This is a genomic window from Mycobacterium asiaticum (assembly GCF_001668675.1).
In the GTDB taxonomy this organism is placed as follows: domain Bacteria; phylum Actinomycetota; class Actinomycetes; order Mycobacteriales; family Mycobacteriaceae; genus Mycobacterium; species Mycobacterium asiaticum_D.
The window spans coordinates 1-21,498 of sequence record NZ_LZKQ01000269.1; the positions used below are offsets into that span (position 1 = coordinate 1).

The window sequence follows — 21,498 nt, forward strand, 5'->3', positions numbered from 1 at the left end:
GGCCGAAGTCGCGGCGGTGGCACCCGGAGGAGCGGTTCCGGTCGGAGCCGGCGGGGGCGCGCTCCCGGGAGGCGGCGGTCCCCCGGGCCTTCCGGGCGCGGGTTTGACCAGCTACACCCGGCCCACCAGCAGTTTCGAGCCCGAAGCCGGTGGCAGGCCGACCAGTCTGCGCGCCGGGGTGCTCAACGCCGCCGAAGTCCGCGGCCCGACGGTCTCCACCGGAGGCGCTCCAGTGCCGATGACGCCGGCGGGCATGCTGGCCCGCGGCCAGGAGGCCGAAAAGCAGGAGGTGGCCCGGGCTCGGGTCCTCATCACCGGCGACGTCGCCGACGACCGCACCGACCCTCGCTAGGGCGGGCGTTAGCGCCCCGGCCCCGGCGGACCCGCGAACGCCTGGGCGATGCCCAGCCAGCGCTGGGCATCCCCCCCCACCGCCTCGATGTCCAGCTCGCGCAGCGCGCGGCGCTGGGTGACCAGGAAGCAGAAGTGTTCGGCCGAGCCGGTGACCCGCTGCGCCGCGTCGGCCGGGCCCCACGACCAGGTGTCGCCGCCGGGCGCGCGCAGCTCGACCAGGAACGCTTCGGTCGGCGGCGTCAGGTTGTTGACGACGAACGCGTAGTCGCGGGTGCGCACGCCGATGTGCGCGATCGAGCGCAGCCGATCCGTCGGTGGCCGGGCCACGCCCAGCGCATCGGCGACGTCGAGGCCGTGCGCCCAGGTCTCCATCAGCCGCGCGGTCGCCATCGACGAGGCGCTCATCGGCGGCCCGAACCAGGGCAGCTTGCGTCCGTCGGTCACCTCGAGCAGGGCCGCATGCAGGCGATGACGGGTGTCTCGCCAATCGGCCAGCAGCTCCTCCGGCGGCACCGCGGCAAGTTCTTCGGCGCCGGCGTCCACGAAACCGGCCGGGTCGGCGGCCGCGGCGGTCAGCACCTCGGCGAAGCCGCTCTCGTCGGTCACCGACAGCAACGACACCCGGTCGGTCCACAGCAGGTGCCCGATCTGGTGGGCGATGGTCCAGCCCGCCGCCGGCGTCGCCGTCGCCCAGTCCTGCGGTGGCAGGGGTGCCACCAACGCGTCTAGCTCGTCGCTCTCGGCCGCCAAGTCGGCGACGAACGGACCCGGACCTGCCATCTTCGTTACCTCCTACGTCGTCTGGCCGCGGCGGCCGATCAGGGCATGCACCAACAGTCCCACCAGATAGACCCCCGAACCACACAGCACGAACGTCGGCGCGTGCCCATCCGCCGGAATGAACAACGCCGCCACCCAAACCGCGGCGATGAACGATACCCAGAACAGGGCGTCCTGCACCGCGAACACGTGACCCCGTAGCGCGTCGTCCACATCGATCTGCATCGCGGCGTCGGCGGAGAGCTTGACCACCTGGCCGGCCAGTCCCAGCAGGAACCCGCACGCCACCATCACCGGCAGCAACAAGCTCGCACCGGCGCACTGGATGACGGCCGCGGCCACCAACGCGGCATTGGCCGTCGCGTAACGGCCCCACCGGCGAACCAGGAGCGGGTTCGCCACATTGGCCAGGAAGGCGCCCAGCCCGGTGGCGCCGAAGAACACCAGGGCGGTGCCCAAGCCGTCGCCGTCGACGTTCTTCATGTTGTGCACCAGCAGCAGGATGACCAGCGAGTTGATCCCCACAACCATGCGGTGGGCGGCCAGCCCGGACAGCGCGGCCGCCACCGTGGGACGCTGCGCGACCGTCCGCGCGCCGTGTAGCCATCCGGTCAGCACCGCATAGCCCGCCGACCCGTGGATCGCCCGCTTGGTGTCGTCGGGGCCGAGCACCCGCGGGGCGAATCGCAGGGACAGCACCAACGCCAGCGCCACCGGGATGAGCGCGGTGAAGATCACCACCGCCGCGCCGTGGTCTCCGGCGCCGCCCAGCCAGCGCGGCACCAGCATGAAGTTCGCCCCCAGGAACGCCGCAACCGCCCCCGCCGCGGTGGCCAGCGAGTTCATCGTGACCACCTGCTCGCGCGGCACCACGTGCGGCAGGCTCGCCGACAGCCCGGACGCGACGAACCGGGCCATGCCGTTGGCCAGCAGCGCGGCGCACAGCAGCAGAATGTCGCCCGCCCCCACCGCCAGGATCGTGCCGATCGCAACGATGAAACCCAACCGCACGCTGTTGGCGCCGACCAGCACCAGCCGCCGGTCCCAGCGGTCCATCAACGCCCCGGCGAACGGTCCCAGCAGCGAATACGGCAGGAACAACACCGCGAACGCGCGCGCGATGGCCATCGGGTCCGCGGCCCGGTCCGGGTTGAACAGCAGCGCGCCCGCCAGACCGGCCTGGAACAGGCCGTCGCCGAACTGACTTGCCATGCGCACCTGCAAAAGTCGCCAGAAATCCGGCAGCGCGCGCACCGACCGCCACAATTCGACGGGTGCGCTTGCCTGCATCCGGGTGCGAATCACTAAACCCACTTCCACGATCGGCACAGGCAAGGCTGGATTCGGCTCTGCGCCGTCTCAATCACAGTACAAATCCCCGCCGACCGTGGCTGTTTGCGCCGACCTCCACGGCGCGGGTGCGATGATGTGGTAGTGGCGCCGCAGGAAGATCCCGACGACAATTTCGCCCCTCCCGCACAGCGGGTGCGGGCCGGCACATTGCTGCTTGCCAACACCGATTTGCTGGAACCGACGTTTCGTCGCAGCGTCATCTACATCGTCGAACACAACGAGGGCGGCACGCTGGGCGTGGTGCTGAACCGGCCCAGCGAAACGGCGGTCTACAACGTTTTGCCGCAGTGGGCCAAGATCGCGGCCAAGCCCAAGACGATGTTCATCGGCGGACCGGTCAAGCGGGATGCCGCGTTGTGTCTGGCCGTGCTGCGGGTCGGCGCCGAGCCCGACGGAGTTCCAGGGCTACGCCATGTGGCGGGCCGCATGGTGATGGTGGATTTGGACGCGGACCCCGACCTGATCGCCCCAGCCGTCGAAGGAGTGCGGATCTTCGCGGGGTACTCCGGGTGGACCATCGGGCAACTCGAAGGCGAGATCGAGCGCGACGATTGGATTGTGTTGTCCGCGTTGCCCTCTGATGTGCTGGTGCCGCCCCGTGCCGACCTGTGGGGTCAGGTGCTGCGCCGCCAGCCACTACCGCTGTCGTTGCTGGCGACGCATCCGATCGACGTCAGCCGCAACTAGCCGACTACTCGCAGGACAGCGTGCAGACGCCGCAGCTGCCCGCGCAACCGGCCGGCTGAACGCGGCTGTGGGCCGCTTCCCGGCGCAACGCGAACCGCGCGCTCTGCAACGAGCCGGTGGCCAGGGTGCCGAGCGCGCCGGCGACGCAGACGATGACCACCACCAGCGCGGTGTGCGGCGACGCGGCGAGTGCCACCACTCCCCCGGCGCCCAGCATCACCGCGGCCGCCAATTGGGTGGGTGCCATCGAGCGCAGCGCCAGCTGCGTGGGCTCCGCGGCAGGTGCCTGCGAGAGCGACCAGATCCCGAATGCGGCCGAAGCTATGGCCGCACATACGCACACCACGCCCGCGATAAGCATGGGCTCACAATACGAGCCCGCCAGAGTTTGTGCGCGGCGGGCTCCGCCGTTGCGCTAGCGCGCCGCCACGGGTGTGAGCGGGCTCAACGGCGGCAGCGCCGGGGTCACCGGGCTGGGCGCCGGACCGCCGAGCGCGGATTGGCCGGGCACACCCAGCGGCGCGGGGTGGACCGCCTGAGACGCCGGTGCCTGCGGTGCGGCCGGCGCGGGGGGACGGGCGGGGGCCTGCGGAGCAGGCGCCGGTGCCTGGGGGGCCGGCTGACCGGCGGCGCCGGGGGCCGTCACCCGGAAGCCGTTGACGATCGCGTCGGTGGCGGGCGCGTCGCTGACGGCCTGGCTTGCCGCCGTCGTCACCGACAGGGACACCAGGTACCTGTCGTTTCCGGAGCTGGCCAGCACGTGGCGCCGGGAGGTGTTGAGCGTCATGTCGTTTTCCCGGTACGTGCCTTCGATGACCGACGACGGGAAGGTGCCGAGGTTCGTCAGTGACGCATTGGTCGTCTGCCAGGCGAGCAGCCGCTGGCTGTCGACGAACCCGTGCGTGATCGCCTCCGCCGGGTCGAAGTCACCGACCAGCTTGTACACCACCACCTGCGCGTTCGAGGTGTACACACTGTTGCCCCCGACGCGGTCGGCGATCACCACGAACGCGTCCGGCACGTTCGGGTCCGGCACCTGCGTCCAGCGCGACGGCACCGGCAGCGTGATCTCGAGTGCCTTGAAGTTCAGCGGCCGCTGCGCCTCGAGCTTGACCCCCTTGCTCTCCAGGTACTCGCGCAGAGTGCCGGTGACGGCAGGGGTCGCCGCCGGGGGCGTGGGTGCGGCGGCGGCCGGGGCGGGCCCGGTGGCCGGTACCGCGGCCGGCAGCGTGGCCGGCACAGTCGCCGGACTCGCGGCCGGGATCGGCGCCACGGCCTGCAGCGGCGCCGGCGCCTGCGCCGGCAGGGGGGCGATCCGGTTACTGTTCGCGCCGCCGGGAAACACCGTGGAGTTCTGCCCGGGGATGGTGGCCGGCTGCATGGGAACCGGACCGGGCACGGCCGGCTGGGGGACCAGGGGTTCCGCATTCGCGGTTCCACCGGCAATCATCACGAGGCCGACGGCGCCGGCGGCCATGCCACCGGCGAGTGTCCGCCAGGTGCGCGCGATCTGAATCATCTCGGTCGGTCCCTCCGGAATAACTCGGGGCGCTGGTTGTTGTTGAAGCCCACCTCGAGGCTGAATGTAACCACTGCTCAGGGCGCCTACCACGCCCGAAATCGAGCTGGGATGAACCTCTGACCGGTGCGCAACGGAACCGATATCAAGTCGTGGCCGCCGGAGCGGGGCCGGTGGGTAGCGGGGCTGCCCTTTACCCTGTTTGGCGTGACCGAATCGCCGACCGTGCAGGACGCGGACTCCGACGCGCCGCGATACCGCTATACGGCCGAGCTCGCGGCCGACGTGGAAAGCAGGTGGCAGGACACCTGGGCCCGGTTGGGGACGTTCCACGTGCCCAACCCGGTCGGCTCGCTGGCGCCCACCGACGGCTCAAAGGTTCCCGACGACAAGCTGTTCGTGCAGGACATGTTTCCCTACCCGTCGGGCGAGGGGTTGCACGTGGGCCATCCGCTGGGTTATATCGCCACCGACGTCTACGCCCGGTACTTCCGGATGCGGGGCCGTAACGTTCTGCACGCGTTGGGCTTCGACGCCTTCGGCCTGCCCGCCGAGCAGTATGCCGTGCAAACCGGCACCCACCCGCGCACCAGGACCGAAGCCAACATCGTCAATTTCCGTCGCCAGTTGGGTCGGCTGGGTCTGGGTCACGACAGCCGCCGTAGCTTCTCGACCACCGACGTCGAGTTCTACAAGTGGACGCAGTGGATCTTCCTGCAGATCTACAACGCGTGGTTCGACAAGGCAGCCGACAAGGCCCGTCCCATCGGGGAATTGATCGCCGAACTGGATTCCGGTGCTCGGCGTCTGGACGACGGCCGGGACTGGGCGAAGTTGTCGGCGGGGGAGCGGTCGGACGTGATCGACAGCTTCCGGCTGGTCTACCGGTCGGATTCGATGGTGAACTGGTGCCCGGGCCTGGGCACGGTGCTGGCCAACGAAGAAGTCACCTCGGACGGGCGCAGCGATCGCGGCAACTTCCCGGTCTTCCGGAAACGATTGCGGCAGTGGATGATGCGGATCACCGCTTACTCCGACCGCCTCTTGGACGACCTAGACCTGCTGGACTGGCCGGAGAAGGTCAAGACCATGCAGCGCAACTGGATCGGCCGCTCGACCGGCGCCTCGGCGTTGTTCTCGGCCACCAAGGCCGACGGATCCGGCGCCGACATCGAGGTGTTCACCACCCGGCCCGACACCTTGTTCGGCGCCACCTATTTGGTGCTGGCTCCCGAGCACGATCTGGTGGACGAGCTGGTGGCCGCCGGCTGGCCCGACGGCGTCGACCCGGCCTGGACATATGGCGCCGCGACACCCGCGGAGGCGGTGGCCGCCTACCGTCGCGCCATCGCGGCCAAGTCCGACCTCGAACGCCAGGAGAGTCGGGAGAAGACCGGCGTGTTCCTGGGCAGTTATGCCACCAACCCGGCCAACGGCGCACCGGTGCCCATTTTCATCGCCGACTATGTGCTGGCGGGCTACGGCACCGGGGCGATCATGGCGGTGCCCGGCCACGACCAGCGGGACTGGGACTTCGCCCGCCAATTCGGCCTTCCGGTGGTGGAAGTCATTGCCGGCGGCGACATTTCGGAGTCGGCCTACGCCGGCGACGGGGTGCTGGTCAACTCCGGCTTCCTGGACGGCATGGATGTGGCGGCGGCCAAGGCGGCCATCACCGCCCGGCTGCGGTCCGAGGGCAAGGGTGAGGCCCGGGTCCAATTCAAGCTCAGGGACTGGCTTTTCGCGCGGCAGCGGTATTGGGGTGAGCCCTTTCCGATCGTCTATGACAACGACGGCCGCGCCCATCCGCTCGACGAGGCAGCACTGCCCGTCGAACTGCCGGACGTGATCGACTACTCGCCGGTGCTGTTCGACCCCGACGACGCCGACAGCGAGCCGTCGCCCCCGTTGGCCAAGGCCTCCGAATGGGTGCACGTGGAGCTGGACCTCGGCGACGGGTTGAAGCCGTACACCCGCGACACGAACGTGATGCCGCAGTGGGCTGGCAGCTCGTGGTATGAGCTGCGTTACACCGACCCACACAACTCGGAGCGGTTCTGCGCCAAGGAAAATGAGGCCTACTGGATGGGTCCCCGACCCGCCGAGCACGGACCCCAGGATCCCGGCGGCGTCGACCTGTACGTCGGCGGCGCCGAGCACGCCGTGCTGCACCTGCTGTACGTGCGGTTCTGGCACAAGGTGCTCTACGACCTGGGTCACGTCAGTTCCCGGGAACCGTTCCGCCGCCTGGTCAACCAGGGTTACATCCAGGCGTTCGCCTACACCGACGCCCGCGGTTCCTACGTGCCCGCCGAGGAGGTGATCGAGCGCGACGGGAAATTCGTCTACCCCGGTCCCGACGGCGAGGTCGAGGTCTTCCAGGAGTTCGGCAAAATCGGGAAGAGCCTGAAGAATTCGATCTCCCCTGACGAGATCTGCGACGAGTACGGCGCGGACACGCTGCGGGTCTACGAGATGTCGATGGGCCCGTTGGAGGCGTCGCGGCCGTGGGCCACCAAGGATGTCGTTGGCGCGCAGCGCTTTCTGCAGCGGGTGTGGCGGTTGGTGATCGACGAGGACACCGGTCGGACCCGGGTGGTGGACCGCGAGCTGGAAACCGACACGCTGCGGATCTTGCACCGCACGGTAGCCGGGGTGTCCGAAGACTATGCGGCGCTGCGGAACAACACCGCGGCGGCCAAACTGATCGAGTACACCAACCACCTCACCAAGCAGCACCGCGACGATGTCCCCCGGGCGGCGGTCGAACCGCTGGTCCTGATGCTGGCGCCGCTCGCTCCGCACCTGGCCGAGGAGCTGTGGTCGCGGTTGGGGCACTCGAAGCTGTTGGCGCACGGGCCGTTTCCGGTGGCCGACCCCGCCTATCTGGTGGACGACACGGTGGAGTATCCCGTCCAGGTGAACGGCAAGGTGCGCGGCCGGGTGGTGGTGGCCGCCGACGCGGACACCGATGCGGTGCAGGCCGCGGCGCTGGCCGACGAAAAGGTGCAGGCGTTTTTGGCGGGCGCATCCCCGCGCAAGGTGATCGTGGTTCCCGGCCGGATGGTCAACCTGGTCGTCTGATCTCCCGGGTTACCTACCTCTCCCGGGTTACCTACCGGGGCCGGATCACCACTTCGTGGACATGACCGTCCGGCGGGGTGGCCACCACCTGGGCGACGACTTCGGCGACGGTCTCGGGCCGCAGAAACTTGCCGGGATCGTATTCGCCGCCTTCGTAGGCGACCAGCTCGCGCTGCATTTCGGTGTCGACCCGGCCCGGGTGAACCGAGGTCACCAGCAGCGTGGGCTCGTCCTGGCGCAGTGAATCGGCGAAGGCCCGCAACGCGAACTTGCTGGCCGAGTAGGAGGCCATGCCGGGTGACACATTGCGTCCGGAGCCGGAGTTGATGAACACCACATGGCCTCGCGCCTGCCGCAGCGCCGGCAACAGCGTCAACGTAAGGGCTACGGCGCCAATGACATTGACAGCGAAGGTGGCGCGCCACTCGTCGACGTGGGACTCGGCGACCCGGCCGGGGACCGAAACCCCGGCGTTGTGCACCAGCACGTCGAGTTCGTCGATGACTTCGCAGCTCGATTCGATGGAGTCGGTATCGGTGAGGTCCAACGGGAAGGTGGTGGCCCCGAGCCGGTCGGCGACCGCGTCGAGGCGCCCCGAGGGCCGGCCGGCCAGCAATAACGTGTGCGTCGGGGCCAGTGCTGTGGCGATGGCGGCGCCGATGCCGCCGCTCGCGCCGGTGATGAGTGCGGTAGGCATGGATTCAGCAGTTACCGAAGTTGTTGAAGTCAAACACTTTCTGGGCACTCGGCGGAGCCGGCGGGATTCCCGGCCGGTTCGCTGCTGGCCAGCCGGTCCAGCGGCGGCAACGCTTTCATCAGCGTTTCCTGGTCCGACTCGGGCAGCTTGCTGAGCATTGCGGCCAGGGCGGCGTGCCGGTTGGCCAGCGACTCGTTGTGCACCGCCCGCCCCTGCGGGGTGATGTCGACCAGGACCGCGCGTAGGTCGGACGGGTCGCGGGAGCGCTTCACCAGACCGATCTTCTCCAGCCGGCGGATCGCCACGGTGGTGGTTGGTGTCCGCACCCGTTCGTGCGCGGCGAGATCGGTCATCCTGATTGGCCCCCGATCAAGCAGAGTGATGAGAATCGACAACTGTGCCAGCGTCAATTCGCCGGCTACCACGTTGTTCGGGTCGCCGCGGCGCAGAATCGCAAACAGCTTGGACAGTGAGCGGTGCAGCCCCTCAGCGAGCTCCGTCACCTCCGGAGCCGTGGGTTCGCTGTCCGCCATAAACCGGCAGTCTATCCCGACACGCCGGTGGGCGGAGACACCGTGTCGCGCGGGCGTGCCCGCCGGGGAAAAAGCCGGGTCAAAGCGCCTGGGAGGGAGTCCGCCGCAACCTTTCGGCCGCCACACCATCGAGGATCTGCTCGGAAGCTCCGGACTCCACGACTTTGCCGTGGTCGGTGAACACGACGGGCGGGGAGGTTTCCAGGTGGTCCCGCGGCACGAAGACCCCGCGCCGGCACAGCTCGGCGATCATGGTCTTGGCCATCAGCTCGGAGCGGCCGACGCAGGCGGCCCGGGCGGCTTCCGGGTCCCGCCGGTGCATCGCGTCGTTCTCATTTTCGTAGAACGGCAACATGTCGTCCCGGCCGTGCTGGTAGGTCATGAAGAACACACGCGGGATCAGGTTCTGCGACGCGCGGATGGTGGCGTGCAGTCGCGGGCCTGCGTACTCGTCGTTGACCACCCGCCGGTACTCCCAGGCGATCTCGGCGAAATTGCGGGGCTCCTTGGCAATCCGCAATGCCCGCAGCAAAGCGTCCAGTTCGCCCAGGATGCGCGGGGTGGGGTTGGCGGCCGCTCGCGCCGACGCGATGCCGTTGAGCAGCCCGTCCAGTTCGTGATGCTCCAGCACGGTGGCTTCGTCGAAGCGCTCGACGAACGCGCCACGGTGGTATCGCGTCGAGATGATCCCGTCGTGTTCCAGCTGGACCAGTGCCTCCTGGATGGGCACGCGGCTGATGCCCAGACCCTGGGCGATCTCGTTGCGGTCGACGCGGTCGCCGCTGCGCAGCCTTCCAGTCAGGACCAGGTTGAGGATGTGGGTGACAACCTGGTCCTTCTCTTTGGTTCCGTACTTCTTCGGCATTGGTCCTAGCAGTCTCTTCCAGGCGGCCCACCGCCCCTAGCGGGCAAGTTTCTCATGACCGGCGCGATACGTAGAGACGTTTTGCCGATGAAACTGCGATTAACGGGAGCTGTCTCGCCACCTGCAGAGGGCTTCGGCGGCCGTCAGGTCGTAGTCCGGCCCGTCGCAACCGACCGTCAGCAAAGTGACGCCCAAACCGGTGAGCGCCTCGGCGTTGGCGATCAGCTCTTTGCCGCCACCGACCCCCGCGGACCGTTCGATGCTGGCCGGATCCCGGCCCACCGCCTCGCAGTGTTTGGCGAGGACCTCCGACTTCGCCGGATACTCGTCCGCCGAGCTGAAGCTGTGCCACAGGTCGGCGTGCTCGGCGACCAGGCGCAGCGTCTTGCGTTCGCCGCCGCCACCGATCAGCACCGGGATGTGGCGGGTGGGGGCCGGGTTGAGCTTGGCCAGTCGCGAGGTGATCCGGGGGAGCGCCTCGGCCAGGTCGTCCAGTCGGCTGCCGGCGGTCCCGAACTCGTAGCCGTACTCGTCGTAGTCCTTCTGCTTCCACCCGGATCCGATGCCCAGGATGAGCCGGCCGTCGGAGATGTGGTCCACGGTGCGGGCCATGTCGGCCAACAGCTCAGGATTGCGATAGGAATTGCAGGTCACCAGCGCGCCGATCTGGATGCGCGAGGTTTGCTCGGCCCAAGCCCCCAGCATCGTCCAACACTCGAAGTGCGCGCCGTCGGGATCCCCGTAGAGCGGGAAGAAATGGTCCCAGTTGAAAGCGACGTCAACACCGATGTCCTCGCACCGGCGCACGGCGTCGCGGATGTCGTTGTAGTTGGGGGCGTGCTGTGGTTGCAGCTGCACACCGATGCGGATGGGATGGCCGGCTTGGGCGGGGGAAGTCATAGCAACCACCGTAGGCGCAGCACGCGGGGGCCCGCATCGCACAGCCTCGACCGTCCACCGGGTTATGGCCGATCAAAGCCCGGCCGCAGAAATTTGCGCAGGTAGCCGACGATGCGCCGCGCTGGTACCGGTCGCGGCCAGTCCGCACCGCGGAAGTGGGCGTCGGTGCCACCATCGACGAAAATGATGCTGCCACATAGGAAGTCGGCGGAGTCAGACAGCATGAAGCAAATCCACCGGGCCAGCTGGTCCGGGTCGCCGAAGCCACCGACCGGAACCGGGAAGCGCTGCACCGCGCGACGCTGCCGCGGGTCGGCCAACTGCTGCTCGAGCAGTGGCGTCAGCACCGCACCCGGCGCCAACGCGTTCAACCGGATTCCGGCCCCGGCCCATTCGGTTCGGACTGCCTGGTGACGCAGCCACCGGCTGACCGCGATCTTGGACGCGGCGTAAACCATGGCTGGCCGGGCGGGCCCGAAGACACGCACGCTGCGCACCGCCCGATCGACATCGCCGGCCAGCAGGGCGCGCACCGTCCGGGCCGGAACCATCGGCGTCGTGGTCGTTGAGTTGCTGGACACCACAACGACTTTCGCCCGGCCGGCGGCAGCCAGGGCTGGCCGCCACCGCTCGAGAAGGTCCACCACCCCGAGGTAGTTCACCTCCGGGATGCGGCGCAGGTTGCCGGGGGTGGGGCCGATGCCGGCGGCCAGGACGGCGCCGTCGAGCCGGCCGCCGGCCGCCGCGAGCACTTCACGGGCCGCCTGCGCGCGCCCGTCCGCCGAGGAGAGGTCGGCGACGACCTCAGCGTCCCGGAGGTCGACTCCGATGACGGTGTGACCATCGTTTCGCAGCCGGTTGGCGGTCGCGCGGCCCATGCCCGACGCCGATCCGCTGATCGCGTAGATACCCATGAGTGTGCAGACCGGCTCGCTCGGATTTGGAGTTACGATTCCGTTGGCCTCAAAAGGCCTCGTAAGGCTCGTAACCTTATCATCGGTCGAACGTGGGTACCGTCGCGGACTTCAGCAACTGCGCAATGCGGTCTCGCAGGACCTCCGAATTGTCTTCTACGCCAACGGTTGTCAGAAACAACGCCGCGCCGGCCGCCATCGCCAGGGTGGCCCGGGCGTCCAGCTCGGCGCGGTGGCGCTCCCGCCGGTTGGACGCCTGTGCCTTCTCGGTGAACAGTGCCACCGCGGGCCCGCTGAAGGCGGCCCACAACGTCTTGCGGAGGTCGTCGTTCTCCTGTAGTGCCAGCAACAGACCCGGTACCGCCGTCCGCACGTCCGGTCGGTTGAACAGTTCGTGGCTGCCGCGCACCACCCATTCGATCCAGCCCGTCAGGTCGGTGCCCTCGAAGGGCGCCAGGTCCGGGGATTCGCCCAGGATCGAGTGCAGCACCAATTCGGCTTTGGAAGACCAGCGCCGGTTGAGGCTGGACCGGCCGACACCCGCTCGGGCAGCGACCAGCCGCACGCTCAGATCGTCCCAGCCGACTTCGAGCAGTAACTCGCGCGTGGCCGACAGCACCCGATCGTCGATGGAGGTGTCCCGCGGGCGACCGGCGGGCCTGGCTCGATCGTTACTGGGCATCCGGCGATCGACCTCGGCCGGAATCGATCACTCCGCGCACCAGTTCGATCAGCGCCCGCGGTTGGTCGCTCTGCACCGAGTGGCCCGAATTCTCGACGATGTGGGCGCCCCGGAAACGCGGTGCGCGGCGGCTGAGTTCGGCGGCGTCCTCGTCGGTGACGAAACCGGATGAACCGCCGCGGATCAGGGTCACCGGGGCGGCCAAACCGGCGACGTCGTCCCACAGCGTGCTGAAGTCGGGGAAGACGCGGATGGCGTCGTAACGCCACGTCCAGTTGCCGTTGTCCAGGCGGCGGGAGTTGTGGAACACGCCGCGACGCAACGCCTTGACCTCGCGGTGCGGCGCGGCGGCGATCGTCAGGTCCAGCATGGCTTGGAAGCTGGGGAACTCGCGCTCGCCGTGCATCAATGCGACGGTGCCCTGCTGTTCCTTCGTCATCTCCGAATGCCGTTGCAGGGCAGACGGAGTCACATCGATGAGCACGAGCTCGTTGACCAGGTCGGGCGCCTGCGCGCCTAACCGGATGCCGGTCAAACCACCCAGCGACATTCCGACCACGAACTCGGCGTTCGGTGCCAGCTCGCGCAGCACCGGCAAGAGGGTGTCGGCGTTGTTGGTGGGGGAGTAGTCGCCGTCCTCGCGCCAGCCGGAGTGGCCGTGGCCGGGCAGATCCACCGCCAGCGCCGGCTCACCGAGGCCGACGATCACGGTGTCCCAGGTGTGGGCGTTCTGCCCACCGCCGTGCAGGAACACCACCCGCGGTTGCGGGCCGCCCCAGCGCAGCGCACTGATCCCACCGGTATGCACCCGCTCGACCGGGGGTAGGGGACCGGTGACACCCGCCTGTTCGGCGTTCTCGGCCAGCAGGTCGAACTCGGAAAGAGCGGTCAGTTCGTCGTGCGAGGTGTCGGTCACCCTCGCGACTCTACGAGCTGAGCCCGCCGCCGACTCGACGAGTTAGGCCTCGATGATGAACTCTTCGAGCTGAGCGCGCGCGATGTCGTCGGGCAGCTGCTCGGGCGGGCTCTTCATCAGGTACGCCGACGCCGGGATCACCGGGCCACCGATGCCGCGGTCCTTGGCGATCTTGGCGGCGCGGACCGCGTCGATGATCACGCCCGCGGAGTTCGGCGAGTCCCACACCTCGAGCTTGTACTCCAGGTTCAACGGCACGTCGCCGAAGGCGCGACCTTCCAGCCGCACGTAGGCCCACTTGCGGTCGTCCAGCCAGCCGACGTGGTCGGACGGGCCGATGTGCACGTCCTTGGTCTTGAACTCACGCTGCAGGTTGCTGGTGACGGCCTGGGTCTTGGAGATCTTCTTGGATTCCAGGCGCTCGCGCTCGAGCATGTTGAGGAAGTCCATGTTGCCGCCGACGTTGAGTTGCATGGTGCGGTCCAGCTGCACGCCGCGGTCTTCGAACAGCTTGGCCATGACGCGGTGGGTGATCGTCGCGCCGACCTGGCTCTTGATGTCGTCGCCGACGATCGGCACACCGGCATCGGCGAACTTCTTCGCCCACACCGGGTCCGACGCGATGAACACCGGCAGGGCGTTGACGAACGCGACCCCGGCGTCGATGGCGCACTGGGCGTAGAACTTGTCCGCCTCTTCCGAACCCACCGGGAGGTAGGAGACCAGCACATCGACCTCGGCGTCCTTGAGGGCCTGGACCACGTCGACGGGCTCGGCGTCGGACACCTCGATGGTGTCGGCGTAGTACTTGCCGATGCCGTCGAGCGTCGGGCCGCGCTGCACCGTCACGTTGGTGGGTGGCACGTCAGCGATCTTGATGGTGTTGTTCTCCGAGGCGAAGATCGCTTCGGACAGATCGAAGCCGACCTTCTTCGCGTCGACGTCGAACGCGGCCACGAACTTCACGTCGCGGACGTGGTACTGGCCGAACGTCACGTGCATCAAGCCCGGCACGGTGCTGTTCTCGTCGGCGTCGAAGTAGTACTGGACGCCCTGAACCAGCGAGGACGCGCAGTTGCCGACGCCGACGATGGCGACTCGTACCTCGGACGCCTGGGGCGCGTTCTGCTCACTCATTGGGCGTTCTCCTAACCTCGTAACTCTGTGTCTCTACGTTGTTCGATCTTGTGTTTCGCGAATTCACGTCTGTTCGGCGTGATTGGGTGCGGCCAGCTCCGCGGCGATGAGCTCGTTGAGCCACTTGACCTCCCGCTCGCTGGACTCAAGCCCGAGTTGATGTAGCTGGCGGGTGTAGCGATCGAAGGAGCTGCTGGCCCGCGCCACTGCTTCGCGCAGACCTTCCCGGCGCTCCTCGACCTGGCGGCGCCGGCCCTCCAGGATGCGCATGCGCGCCTCCGCCGGAGTGCGGTTGAAAAATGCCAGGTGCACCCCGAAGCCGTCGTCGGTGTAGTTGTGCGGTCCGGTGTCGGCGACCAGTTCGGCGAACCGGCGGCGGCCCTCGTCGGTCAACTGGTAAACCCGACGGGCCCGCCGCACCGGTGTGCCCGCGGGCGCGGCGTTCTCGGCGATCAGCCCGTCGGCCTGCATGCGCCGCAGCGCCGGGTACAGGGAGCCGTACGAGAACGCGCGAAAGGCCCCGAGCAGGCCCGTTAGCCGCTTCCGCAGCTCGTAGCCGTGCATCGGAGATTCGATGAGGAGACCCAGAATGGCGAGTTCCAGCATCGTCACACCCCCTTTTTGCGCAGCTGATTACGACTGATTACGACGTTGCGACGCCTCGCGTCATCGTATCGCCCCGATATATTAGCGACAACACCACCGCCCGTTAATGCGCCGTTCGTCACACGCTCAGCTCACGTAGCGGACTTGTTTGACCGTGCCGTCGCCGGCCAACTCGATGGATCCGCTGCCGTAATCGCCGGAAACGTAGATGGTCAGGGACAGCGCCCCCGGCGTGGTCGGATCCTTCGCCGGCTCCACGATCAGATAGGTGGACTTGACGTCCTGGGGTTTGATGCCGACGGTCTCCGGGGCGCCGCGCAGGATGCCGACCACGGCTTTCACGTCGAACTTGCCGAGGTCGACGAGCGCGGTGTCGGTGCTGCTGTTCTTGGCGTTACTGCTCGGATCGCCCCAGCCGCCCCGGTAGGTGTAGTCCAGCACCCGGCGCTCGTCGGTGGGGTCCTTGCGGTCCATCGACGCATATTCGGGGTAGACCAGCAGGCGGTAGCCCATGGTGTCGCCGAACCGTTTGCGGGTTTGCTCCAACAGCCCGGTGAGTCCGCCGAGCGAATGCAGTTGCTTCGGCGGTGTCAGCACGACCGCCGCGATGCCGTCGGACTTGGCACCCGGGTCCGAGGTGAAGTCCAGCGGCGACGTGGTGTTCCCGTACAGGCCCCAACCGATGGCGATGCCCAGCAGCGCCGTCACCCCGAAGGCGGCCACCACCAGACCGCGTCCGGTGGACTTCGTTTCCTGCTTGACCACGGGGGTCTGCACCGGCGGCGCGATCTCGGCGGACTGCAGGTCATCGACCAACAGCTGCAGGTCGTCCAGGGTCACCGCGTTGGTCGCCATGCTGACGCGCTCGCGGTGCTCCTCCATCGACAACTCACCGTCGTTGAAGGCGCTGTCGAGAATCCGGCACGCGCGTTGCCGGTCGCTGTCCTTGGCCCGCGTTGTTCCCCAACCGCCACGAGATTTCGCCACGGGGATGATCGTAGAAGCCGGTTGCCACAGCGGCACAGCGTGTGAGCACCCGATACTTCATCGCCGCGCGATCACCCCGCGATCCACACCCGCGCGAACAGCCGCGCTGCGTATCCGTGCTGGGGAAGGCGACGTACTCTGGTCAGCGTGCGACTGCAGCGACAGGTAGTGGACTACGCCCTGCGGCGGCGCTCGCTGCTGTCCGAGGTGTATTCGGGACGCACCGGTGTCTCCGAGGTGTGCGACGCCAACCCCTACCTGCTCCGCGCAGCGAAGTTTCACGGGAAACCGAGCAAGGTGATGTGCCCGATCTGCCGCAAGGAACAGCTCACGTTGGTGTCCTGGGTGTTCGGCGAACACCTCGGCGCGGTGTCGGGGTCGGCGCGCACGGCCGAGGAGCTGGTTTTGCTGGCCAGCCGGTTCTCGGAGTTCGCCGTCCACGTCGTGGAGGTGTGCCGGACCTGCAGCTGGAACCACCTCGTCAAGTCGTATGTCTTGGGTGCGGCAGTTCCCGCACCTCCCCCCAGGGGGAGTGGCGGCCGGCGGACGGCGCGCAACGGCGCCCGCACGGCCAGTGAATAGCGACGGGCGCCACCACCAGCCGTCCAGCGACACACCGGGCGAGCCGGTGTCCGGTGGCAAGCTTCCCGGCGGTGACCCGGGCGGCCCACCGCCGCCGCGCCGGTCGGTCCCCCCTGACGACCGGTTGACCACAATCCTGCCGCCGGTCGTCGACGACGACTCGGCACGACATGCCGACCCGATCGACAAGGTCAAGGCCGCGCTCAACACCCCGCCGTCCGCGCTTGGCGAGCACGACGCGCTCGATCAGGTCAAGGCCGCGCTGGATGCCCCGTCGCCGCGGTCCGGCCGCGAGCAGCTCGGCGGCAGCGGGCGCCCACCGGGCGGACCGCCGCCCCCGCCCGTCCCGACCGGGCCCTCGGGCCGACGCGGTCCCCGACGCAAGCCCACCTGGTCCGAGCAGATCAACTGGCGCTGGGTTCGGCGCTCGATCTACCTGAGCGCGGCGGTGTTGATCTTGCTGCCGATCGTCACCTTCACGATGGCCTATTTCATCGTCGACGTGCCCCGGCCCGGTGACATCCGCACCAACCAGGTCTCCACGATCCTGGCCAGCGACGGCTCGGAGATCGCCAAAATCGTGCCGCCCGAAGGCAATAGGGTCGACGTCAACCTCAGCCAGGTCCCGGTGCACGTCCGCCAGGCGGTGATCGCCGCCGAGGACCGCGGCTTCTACACCAACCCGGGCTTCTCGTTCAGCGGGTTCGCGCGAGCGGCGAAGAACAATCTGTTCGGCGGTGACCTGCAGGGCGGCTCCACCATCACGCAGCAGTACGTCAAGAACGCGCTGGTCGGTTCAGCGCAGCACGGCTGGAGCGGCGTGATGCGCAAGGCCAAGGAATTCGTCATCGCCACCAAGATGGCGGGGGAGTGGTCGAAAGATGATGTGCTGCAGGCCTACCTGAACATCATCTATTTCGGCCGGGGCGCGTACGGGATCTCGGCGGCGTCCAAGGCCTACTTCGACAAACCCGTCGAGCAACTCACCGTTTCCGAGGGCGCGCTGCTGGCCGCGCTGATCCGCCGCCCTTCCACATTGGACCCGGCCGTCGACCCCGAAGGGGCGGTGGCCCGCTGGAACTGGGTCCTGGACGGCATGGTGGAGACCAAGGCGCTGGCCGCCAATGACCGCGCCGCGCAGGTCTTTCCGAGGACGGTCTCGCCGGACCAGGCGCGGGCGGCGTACCAGACCACCGGCCCCAACGGCCTGATCGAGCGGCAGGTCACCAAGGAACTGTTGGAACTGTTCAACATCGACGAACAGACGCTCAACACGCAGGGATTGCAGGTCACCACCACCATCGATCCGCAGGCGCAGCAGGCCGCGGAGCGGGCGGTGTCGAAGAACCTGGACGGGGAGGATCCCGAGATGCGGGCCGCGGTGGTCTCGATCGACCCGCGTACCGGTGCGGTGAAGGCCTATTACGGCGGTGCCAACGCCCAGGGCTTCGACTTCGCGCAGGCGGGCCTGCAGACCGGCTCGTCGTTCAAGGTGTTCGCTCTGGTCGCGGCGCTCGAGCAGGGTATCGGCCTGGGTTACCAGGTGGACAGTTCACCGCTGACGGTCGACGGCATCAAGATCACCAACGTCGAGGGTGAGAGTTGCGGGACCTGCAACCTGGCCGAGGCGCTGAAGATGTCATTGAACACCTCCTACTACCGGCTCATGCTCAAGCTCAAGGGCGGCCCGCAGGCGGTCGCGGACGCCGCGCACCAGGCCGGTGTCGCCGAAAGCTTTCCCGGCGTCGCGCACACGCTTTCCGAGGACGGCAAGGGCGGACCGCCCAACAACGGGATCGTGCTGGGGCAGTACCAGACCCGCGTGTTCGACATGGCCTCGGCCTACGCCACCCTGGCCGCGTCCGGCATCTACCACCGCCCGCACTTCGTGCAGAAGGTGGTCAACTCCGAGGGGCAGGTGCTCTTCGACGCGAGCACCGCGGACAACAGCGGCGACCAACGCATCCCGAAGGCCGTCGCCGACAACGTGACCGCGGCCATGCAGCCAATCGCCGGCTACTCGCGTGGCCACAGCCTGGCGGGGGGCCGGTCGTCGGCCGCCAAGACCGGGACCACACAGCTCGGCGACACTAACGCGAACAAGGATGCGTGGATGGTCGGGTACACACCATCCCTGTCCACCGCGGTGTGGGTGGGCACGGTCCGAGGCGACCAGCCGTTGGTGAATGCCTCCGGCGGCGCGGTGTACGGCTCCGGCCTGCCGTCGGACATCTGGAAATCGACGATGGACGGTGCCCTGAAGGGCACGCAGAACGAAACCTTTCCCAAGCCGACAGAGATCGGCGGTTACGCGGGCGTTCCCGCGCCGCCGCCACCGCCGCCGCAACCTTCCGTATCCGTCATCCAGCCCACCGTCGAGGTGGCGCCGGGCATCACCATCCCGGTGGGGCCGCCGCAGACGGTCACCGTGGCACCGCCGGCGCCACCGGGCGCGCCGGGCGCGCCGGGTTTTCCGGGTTCGCCCGCGCCGCCAGGGGTTCCGGGACTTCCGCCGCCGGCTGACATCCCCCAGCCGCCCCCGTGACCAAGGTCCCGACCGAACGCGCCACCATCTCGCCGAGGCCGATCGCTGCCGACCGGCGTAGCGCGGACAATCGCGACTGCCCCAGCCGCACCGATGCGCTCGGGGCCGCCCTGGCCAACGTCATCGGCGGACCCGTCGGCCGGCACGCGCTGATCGGCCGGACCCGCTTCATGACGCCGTTGCGGGTGATGTTCCTGATCGCGTTGGTGTTCTTGGCGCTTGGCTGGTCGACGAAGGCCGCGTGCCTGCAGAGCATCGGCACCGGGCCGGGTGATCAGCGGGTCGCCAATTGGGACAACCAGCGCGCCTATTACGAGTTGTGCTACTCCGACACCGTGCCGCTCTACGGCGCGGAGTTGTTGAGCCAGGGCAAGTTTCCGTACAAGTCCAGTTGGGTCGAGACCGACAGCGGTGGTCGGCCGCAGGTCCGCTACGACGGCAAGCTCGCGGTGCGCTACATGGAATATCCGGTGCTGACCGGGGTTTACCAGTACTTGTCGATGGCGGTCGCCAAGACCTACACCACCGTGAGCAAGATCGCGCCGCTTCCGGTGGTGGCCGAGGTGGTGATGTTCTTCAACTTTGCCGCGTTCGGGTTGGCGTTGGCCTGGCTGGCGACGGTGTGGGCGACGGCGGGCCTGGCCGGCCGCCGGGTGTGGGACGCGGCGCTGGTGGGGGCGTCGCCATTGGTGATCTTCCAGATCTTCACCAACTTCGATGCGTTGGCAACGGCTTTCGCGATGAGCGGACTGTTGGCGTGGGCGCGGCGCCGCCCGGTGCTCGCGGGAGTGCTGATCGGGCTGGGGGCGGCGGCCAAGCTGTATCCGCTGTTGTTCCTGGGGCCGTTGCTGGTGTTGGGCATTCGGTCCGGGCGGCTGCGGGGCGTGGCACGCACGGCGCTGGCCGCCGCGGTGACCTGGCTCGCGGTGAATCTGCCGGTGATGGTCCTCTATCCGCGTGGCTGGTCGGAATTCTTCCGGCTCAACACCCGTCGCGGTGACGATATGGATTCGCTGTTCAATGTGGTCAAGTCGTTCACCGGTTGGCACGGGTTCGACCCGTCGCTGGGCTTCTGGGAGCCGCCGACGGTGCTCAATGCCGTTGTCACAGTTCTGTTCCTGTTGTGTTGTGCGGCAATCGGTTACATCGCGCTCACCGCTGCGCACCGGCCCCGGCTGGCGCAGCTTGCATTCCTGGTGGTGGCGGTCTTCCTACTGACCAACAAGGTGTGGAGTCCACAGTTCTCGCTGTGGCTGGTGCCGTTGGCGGTGCTGGCGGTGCCGCATCGGCGGGTGCTGTTGGTGTGGATGACGATCGATGCATTGGTGTGGGTGCCGCGGATGTACTACCTGTACGGCAACTCGAACCGTTCGCTGCCCGAGCAGTGGTTCACCACGACGGTGCTGCTGCGCGACATCGCGGTTATAGCGTTGTGCGCATTGGTGATTCGCCAGATCTACCGGCCGAGCGAGGACTTGGTGCGCTGGCAGGGCCGGGTGGACGACCACGCGGGCGGAAGCTACGACCTGGCGCCGGATGCACCGCCTGGCTGGCTACCGAAGTGGTTGCGGCCCAAATCTGCGCGGCATCAGCCGGCGGGCCCGGAAGCCGAATTGGTGGGGGAGAGAGCCTGATGCAGATCGCCATTCCGCTGTTCCCGCGGTTCACCGCCTTGGATGCCGTCGGGCCCTACGACGTCCTGCAGCGCCTGCCATCGGCGCAGGTGGTGTTCGTGGGTCGAGAGCGCGGCGAGGTCCGCACCGAAAACGGCATGCTGGGCGTGACGTGCGATGCCACCTTCGACGAGGTCGATTCGCCCGACGTCGTGGTGGTCCCCGGCGGCATCGGCACCCGTGTACTCATCGGCGATGAAACCATCAGCGGCTGGCTGCGAGCGGTCCATCCGGGCACCATTTTCACCACCTCGGTGTGCACCGGGGCGCTGCTGCTCGGCGGTGCCGGATTGCTCGACGGCCTTACCGCGACCACCCACTGGGCCGCCGTCGACGAACTGAACAATTTGGGTGCGCGGTATGTGCCGGAACGGGTCGTCGAGCATCTGCCGCAGCGCATCATCACCGCCGCTGGGGTGTCCAGCGGCATCGACATGGCGCTGCGGTTGGTGGAACTGCTTGTCGACCGCGAGGCCGCGCAGGCGATCCAATTGCTCATCGAGTACGACCCCCAGCCCCCGTTCGACGCGGGCTCGGTGGCCAAGGCCGATGACGCGACACGGGCCAGGGCCGCGGAGTTCCGGACGGAGCGGAAGTGATTTCCCAGGTCGGCACGGCGTCCGGTACCCTGATGCGGTTGCCGACGCAGGCGACCCTCCTGCCACGGAACGTCCGTGGCCGCTC

The 21,498-nt window shown here is 68.2% G+C and carries 20 protein-coding genes and 1 pseudogene; 7 read left to right on the plus strand and 14 right to left on the minus strand.

The window, feature by feature from the left end; all coding sequences use genetic code 11:
* Nucleotides 1–352, plus strand: a pseudogene (locus tag A9X01_RS30670) (PPE family protein); the annotation flags it as partial.
* A gap of 8 nt (nt 353–360) precedes the next feature.
* On the opposite strand, the gene A9X01_RS22490 reads toward A9X01_RS30670, so the two are convergent.
* Nucleotides 361–1,134 carry a TIGR03084 family metal-binding protein gene (locus A9X01_RS22490; RefSeq protein ID WP_065122843.1) on the minus strand — a complete coding sequence of 258 codons (774 nt, stop codon included), beginning with the start codon at nt 1,132–1,134 and terminating at the stop codon, nt 361–363.
* A gap of 12 nt (nt 1,135–1,146) precedes the next feature.
* Nucleotides 1,147–2,463: an MFS transporter gene (locus tag A9X01_RS22495; RefSeq protein ID WP_155772230.1), complete on the minus strand. Its 1,317-nt coding sequence runs from the start codon at nt 2,461–2,463 to the stop codon at nt 1,147–1,149.
* A 105-nt stretch (nt 2,464–2,568) separates the two neighbouring features.
* Here A9X01_RS22495 and A9X01_RS22500 point away from each other — a divergent pair, with 105 nt between their 5' ends.
* Complete coding sequence (locus A9X01_RS22500) at nt 2,569–3,174, plus strand: YqgE/AlgH family protein (protein WP_065122844.1); 606 nt, start codon at nt 2,569–2,571, stop codon at nt 3,172–3,174.
* 4 nt (nt 3,175–3,178) lie between these two features.
* Here A9X01_RS22500 and A9X01_RS22505 read toward each other — a convergent pair whose 3' ends face one another.
* Together A9X01_RS22505 and A9X01_RS22510 are read right to left on the minus strand one after the other, a co-directional pair.
* Nucleotides 3,179–3,535 (minus strand): hypothetical protein, encoded by a 357-nt coding sequence (locus tag A9X01_RS22505; protein ID WP_065122846.1) that lies wholly within the window; start codon nt 3,533–3,535, stop codon nt 3,179–3,181.
* Nucleotides 3,536–3,589: 54 nt separating this feature from the next.
* Nucleotides 3,590–4,693 (minus strand): LpqN/LpqT family lipoprotein, encoded by a 1,104-nt coding sequence (locus A9X01_RS22510; RefSeq protein WP_065122848.1) that lies wholly within the window; start codon nt 4,691–4,693, stop codon nt 3,590–3,592.
* Nucleotides 4,694–4,900: 207 nt separating this feature from the next.
* On the opposite strand from A9X01_RS22510, the gene leuS reads away from it, so the two are divergent.
* Nucleotides 4,901–7,777, plus strand: coding sequence for a leucine--tRNA ligase (gene leuS, locus A9X01_RS22515; protein ID WP_436405293.1), 2,877 nt, complete (start codon nt 4,901–4,903; stop codon nt 7,775–7,777).
* A gap of 31 nt (nt 7,778–7,808) precedes the next feature.
* Here leuS and A9X01_RS22520 read toward each other — a convergent pair whose 3' ends face one another.
* The 10 genes from A9X01_RS22520 to A9X01_RS22565 form a co-directional block, all read right to left on the minus strand.
* On the minus strand, nt 7,809–8,474 hold the full coding sequence (locus tag A9X01_RS22520; protein ID WP_065122849.1) for an SDR family oxidoreductase: 666 nt from the start codon (nt 8,472–8,474) through the stop codon (nt 7,809–7,811).
* 29 nt (nt 8,475–8,503) lie between these two features.
* Entirely contained in the window at nt 8,504–9,007 is a 504-nt protein-coding gene (locus A9X01_RS22525) for a MarR family winged helix-turn-helix transcriptional regulator (RefSeq protein ID WP_065122850.1), read from the minus strand.
* A 79-nt stretch (nt 9,008–9,086) separates the two neighbouring features.
* Entirely contained in the window at nt 9,087–9,872 is a 786-nt protein-coding gene (locus A9X01_RS22530) for a GntR family transcriptional regulator (protein ID WP_080697054.1), read from the minus strand.
* Between the two features lie 99 nt (nt 9,873–9,971).
* On the minus strand, nt 9,972–10,772 hold the full coding sequence (locus A9X01_RS22535) for an LLM class F420-dependent oxidoreductase (RefSeq protein ID WP_065122852.1): 801 nt from the start codon (nt 10,770–10,772) through the stop codon (nt 9,972–9,974).
* A gap of 62 nt (nt 10,773–10,834) precedes the next feature.
* Nucleotides 10,835–11,686 (minus strand): SDR family oxidoreductase, encoded by an 852-nt coding sequence (locus A9X01_RS22540; RefSeq protein ID WP_065122853.1) that lies wholly within the window; start codon nt 11,684–11,686, stop codon nt 10,835–10,837.
* 79 nt (nt 11,687–11,765) lie between these two features.
* Complete coding sequence (locus tag A9X01_RS22545) at nt 11,766–12,368, minus strand: TetR/AcrR family transcriptional regulator (RefSeq protein ID WP_065122855.1); 603 nt, start codon at nt 12,366–12,368, stop codon at nt 11,766–11,768.
* Nucleotides 12,358–13,284, minus strand: a complete 927-nt coding sequence (locus tag A9X01_RS22550) for an alpha/beta fold hydrolase (RefSeq protein WP_065122857.1) — start codon at nt 13,282–13,284, stop codon at nt 12,358–12,360. Before A9X01_RS22550 ends, A9X01_RS22545 begins: the two co-directional genes overlap by 11 nt.
* 42 nt (nt 13,285–13,326) lie before the next feature.
* Nucleotides 13,327–14,421 carry an inositol-3-phosphate synthase gene (locus A9X01_RS22555; protein ID WP_065122858.1) on the minus strand — a complete coding sequence of 365 codons (1,095 nt, stop codon included), beginning with the start codon at nt 14,419–14,421 and terminating at the stop codon, nt 13,327–13,329.
* A 63-nt stretch (nt 14,422–14,484) separates the two neighbouring features.
* Nucleotides 14,485–15,027 (minus strand): PadR family transcriptional regulator, encoded by a 543-nt coding sequence (locus A9X01_RS22560; protein WP_065034300.1) that lies wholly within the window; start codon nt 15,025–15,027, stop codon nt 14,485–14,487.
* A 126-nt stretch (nt 15,028–15,153) separates the two neighbouring features.
* On the minus strand, nt 15,154–16,023 hold the full coding sequence (locus tag A9X01_RS22565) for a DUF1707 SHOCT-like domain-containing protein (protein ID WP_172832587.1): 870 nt from the start codon (nt 16,021–16,023) through the stop codon (nt 15,154–15,156).
* A gap of 138 nt (nt 16,024–16,161) precedes the next feature.
* On the opposite strand from A9X01_RS22565, the gene A9X01_RS22570 reads away from it, so the two are divergent.
* From A9X01_RS22570 to A9X01_RS22585, 4 genes are read left to right on the plus strand one after another with little or no spacing between them, the layout of a single operon-like run.
* Entirely contained in the window at nt 16,162–16,596 is a 435-nt protein-coding gene (locus tag A9X01_RS22570) for a DUF5318 family protein (protein WP_036362163.1), read from the plus strand.
* Nucleotides 16,589–19,141 carry a transglycosylase domain-containing protein gene (locus tag A9X01_RS22575; protein WP_081282556.1) on the plus strand — a complete coding sequence of 851 codons (2,553 nt, stop codon included), beginning with the start codon at nt 16,589–16,591 and terminating at the stop codon, nt 19,139–19,141. Before A9X01_RS22570 ends, A9X01_RS22575 begins: the two co-directional genes overlap by 8 nt.
* Nucleotides 19,138–20,775, plus strand: a complete 1,638-nt coding sequence (locus A9X01_RS22580; protein ID WP_065122862.1) for a glycosyltransferase family 87 protein — start codon at nt 19,138–19,140, stop codon at nt 20,773–20,775. The genes A9X01_RS22575 and A9X01_RS22580 overlap by 4 nt, the downstream gene beginning before the upstream one ends.
* Nucleotides 20,775–21,413 (plus strand): DJ-1/PfpI family protein, encoded by a 639-nt coding sequence (locus A9X01_RS22585; RefSeq protein ID WP_065122863.1) that lies wholly within the window; start codon nt 20,775–20,777, stop codon nt 21,411–21,413. The genes A9X01_RS22580 and A9X01_RS22585 overlap by 1 nt, the downstream gene beginning before the upstream one ends.
* The last annotated feature ends 85 nt before the right edge of the window (nt 21,414–21,498 follow it).

Excerpts from the sequence above, each read along its gene's own strand:
- A9X01_RS22545 (WP_065122855.1), bottom strand. The coding sequence starts at position 12,368 with ATGCCCAGTAACGATCGAGCCAGGCCCGCCGGTCGCCCGCGGGACACC.
- A9X01_RS22560 (WP_065034300.1), bottom strand. The coding sequence starts at position 15,027 with ATGCTGGAACTCGCCATTCTGGGTCTCCTCATCGAATCTCCGATGCAC.
- A9X01_RS22540 (WP_065122853.1), bottom strand. The coding sequence starts at position 11,686 with ATGGGTATCTACGCGATCAGCGGATCGGCGTCGGGCATGGGCCGCGCG.
- A9X01_RS22530 (WP_080697054.1), bottom strand. The coding sequence starts at position 9,872 with ATGCCGAAGAAGTACGGAACCAAAGAGAAGGACCAGGTTGTCACCCAC.
- A9X01_RS22490 (WP_065122843.1), bottom strand. The coding sequence starts at position 1,134 with ATGGCAGGTCCGGGTCCGTTCGTCGCCGACTTGGCGGCCGAGAGCGAC.
- A9X01_RS22585 (WP_065122863.1), top strand. The coding sequence starts at position 20,775 with ATGCAGATCGCCATTCCGCTGTTCCCGCGGTTCACCGCCTTGGATGCC.
- A9X01_RS22520 (WP_065122849.1), bottom strand. The coding sequence starts at position 8,474 with ATGCCTACCGCACTCATCACCGGCGCGAGCGGCGGCATCGGCGCCGCC.
- A9X01_RS22555 (WP_065122858.1), bottom strand. The coding sequence starts at position 14,421 with ATGAGTGAGCAGAACGCGCCCCAGGCGTCCGAGGTACGAGTCGCCATC.
- A9X01_RS22525 (WP_065122850.1), bottom strand. The coding sequence starts at position 9,007 with ATGGCGGACAGCGAACCCACGGCTCCGGAGGTGACGGAGCTCGCTGAG.
- A9X01_RS22510 (WP_065122848.1), bottom strand. The coding sequence starts at position 4,693 with ATGATTCAGATCGCGCGCACCTGGCGGACACTCGCCGGTGGCATGGCC.
- A9X01_RS22505 (WP_065122846.1), bottom strand. The coding sequence starts at position 3,535 with ATGCTTATCGCGGGCGTGGTGTGCGTATGTGCGGCCATAGCTTCGGCC.
- A9X01_RS22535 (WP_065122852.1), bottom strand. The coding sequence starts at position 10,772 with ATGACTTCCCCCGCCCAAGCCGGCCATCCCATCCGCATCGGTGTGCAG.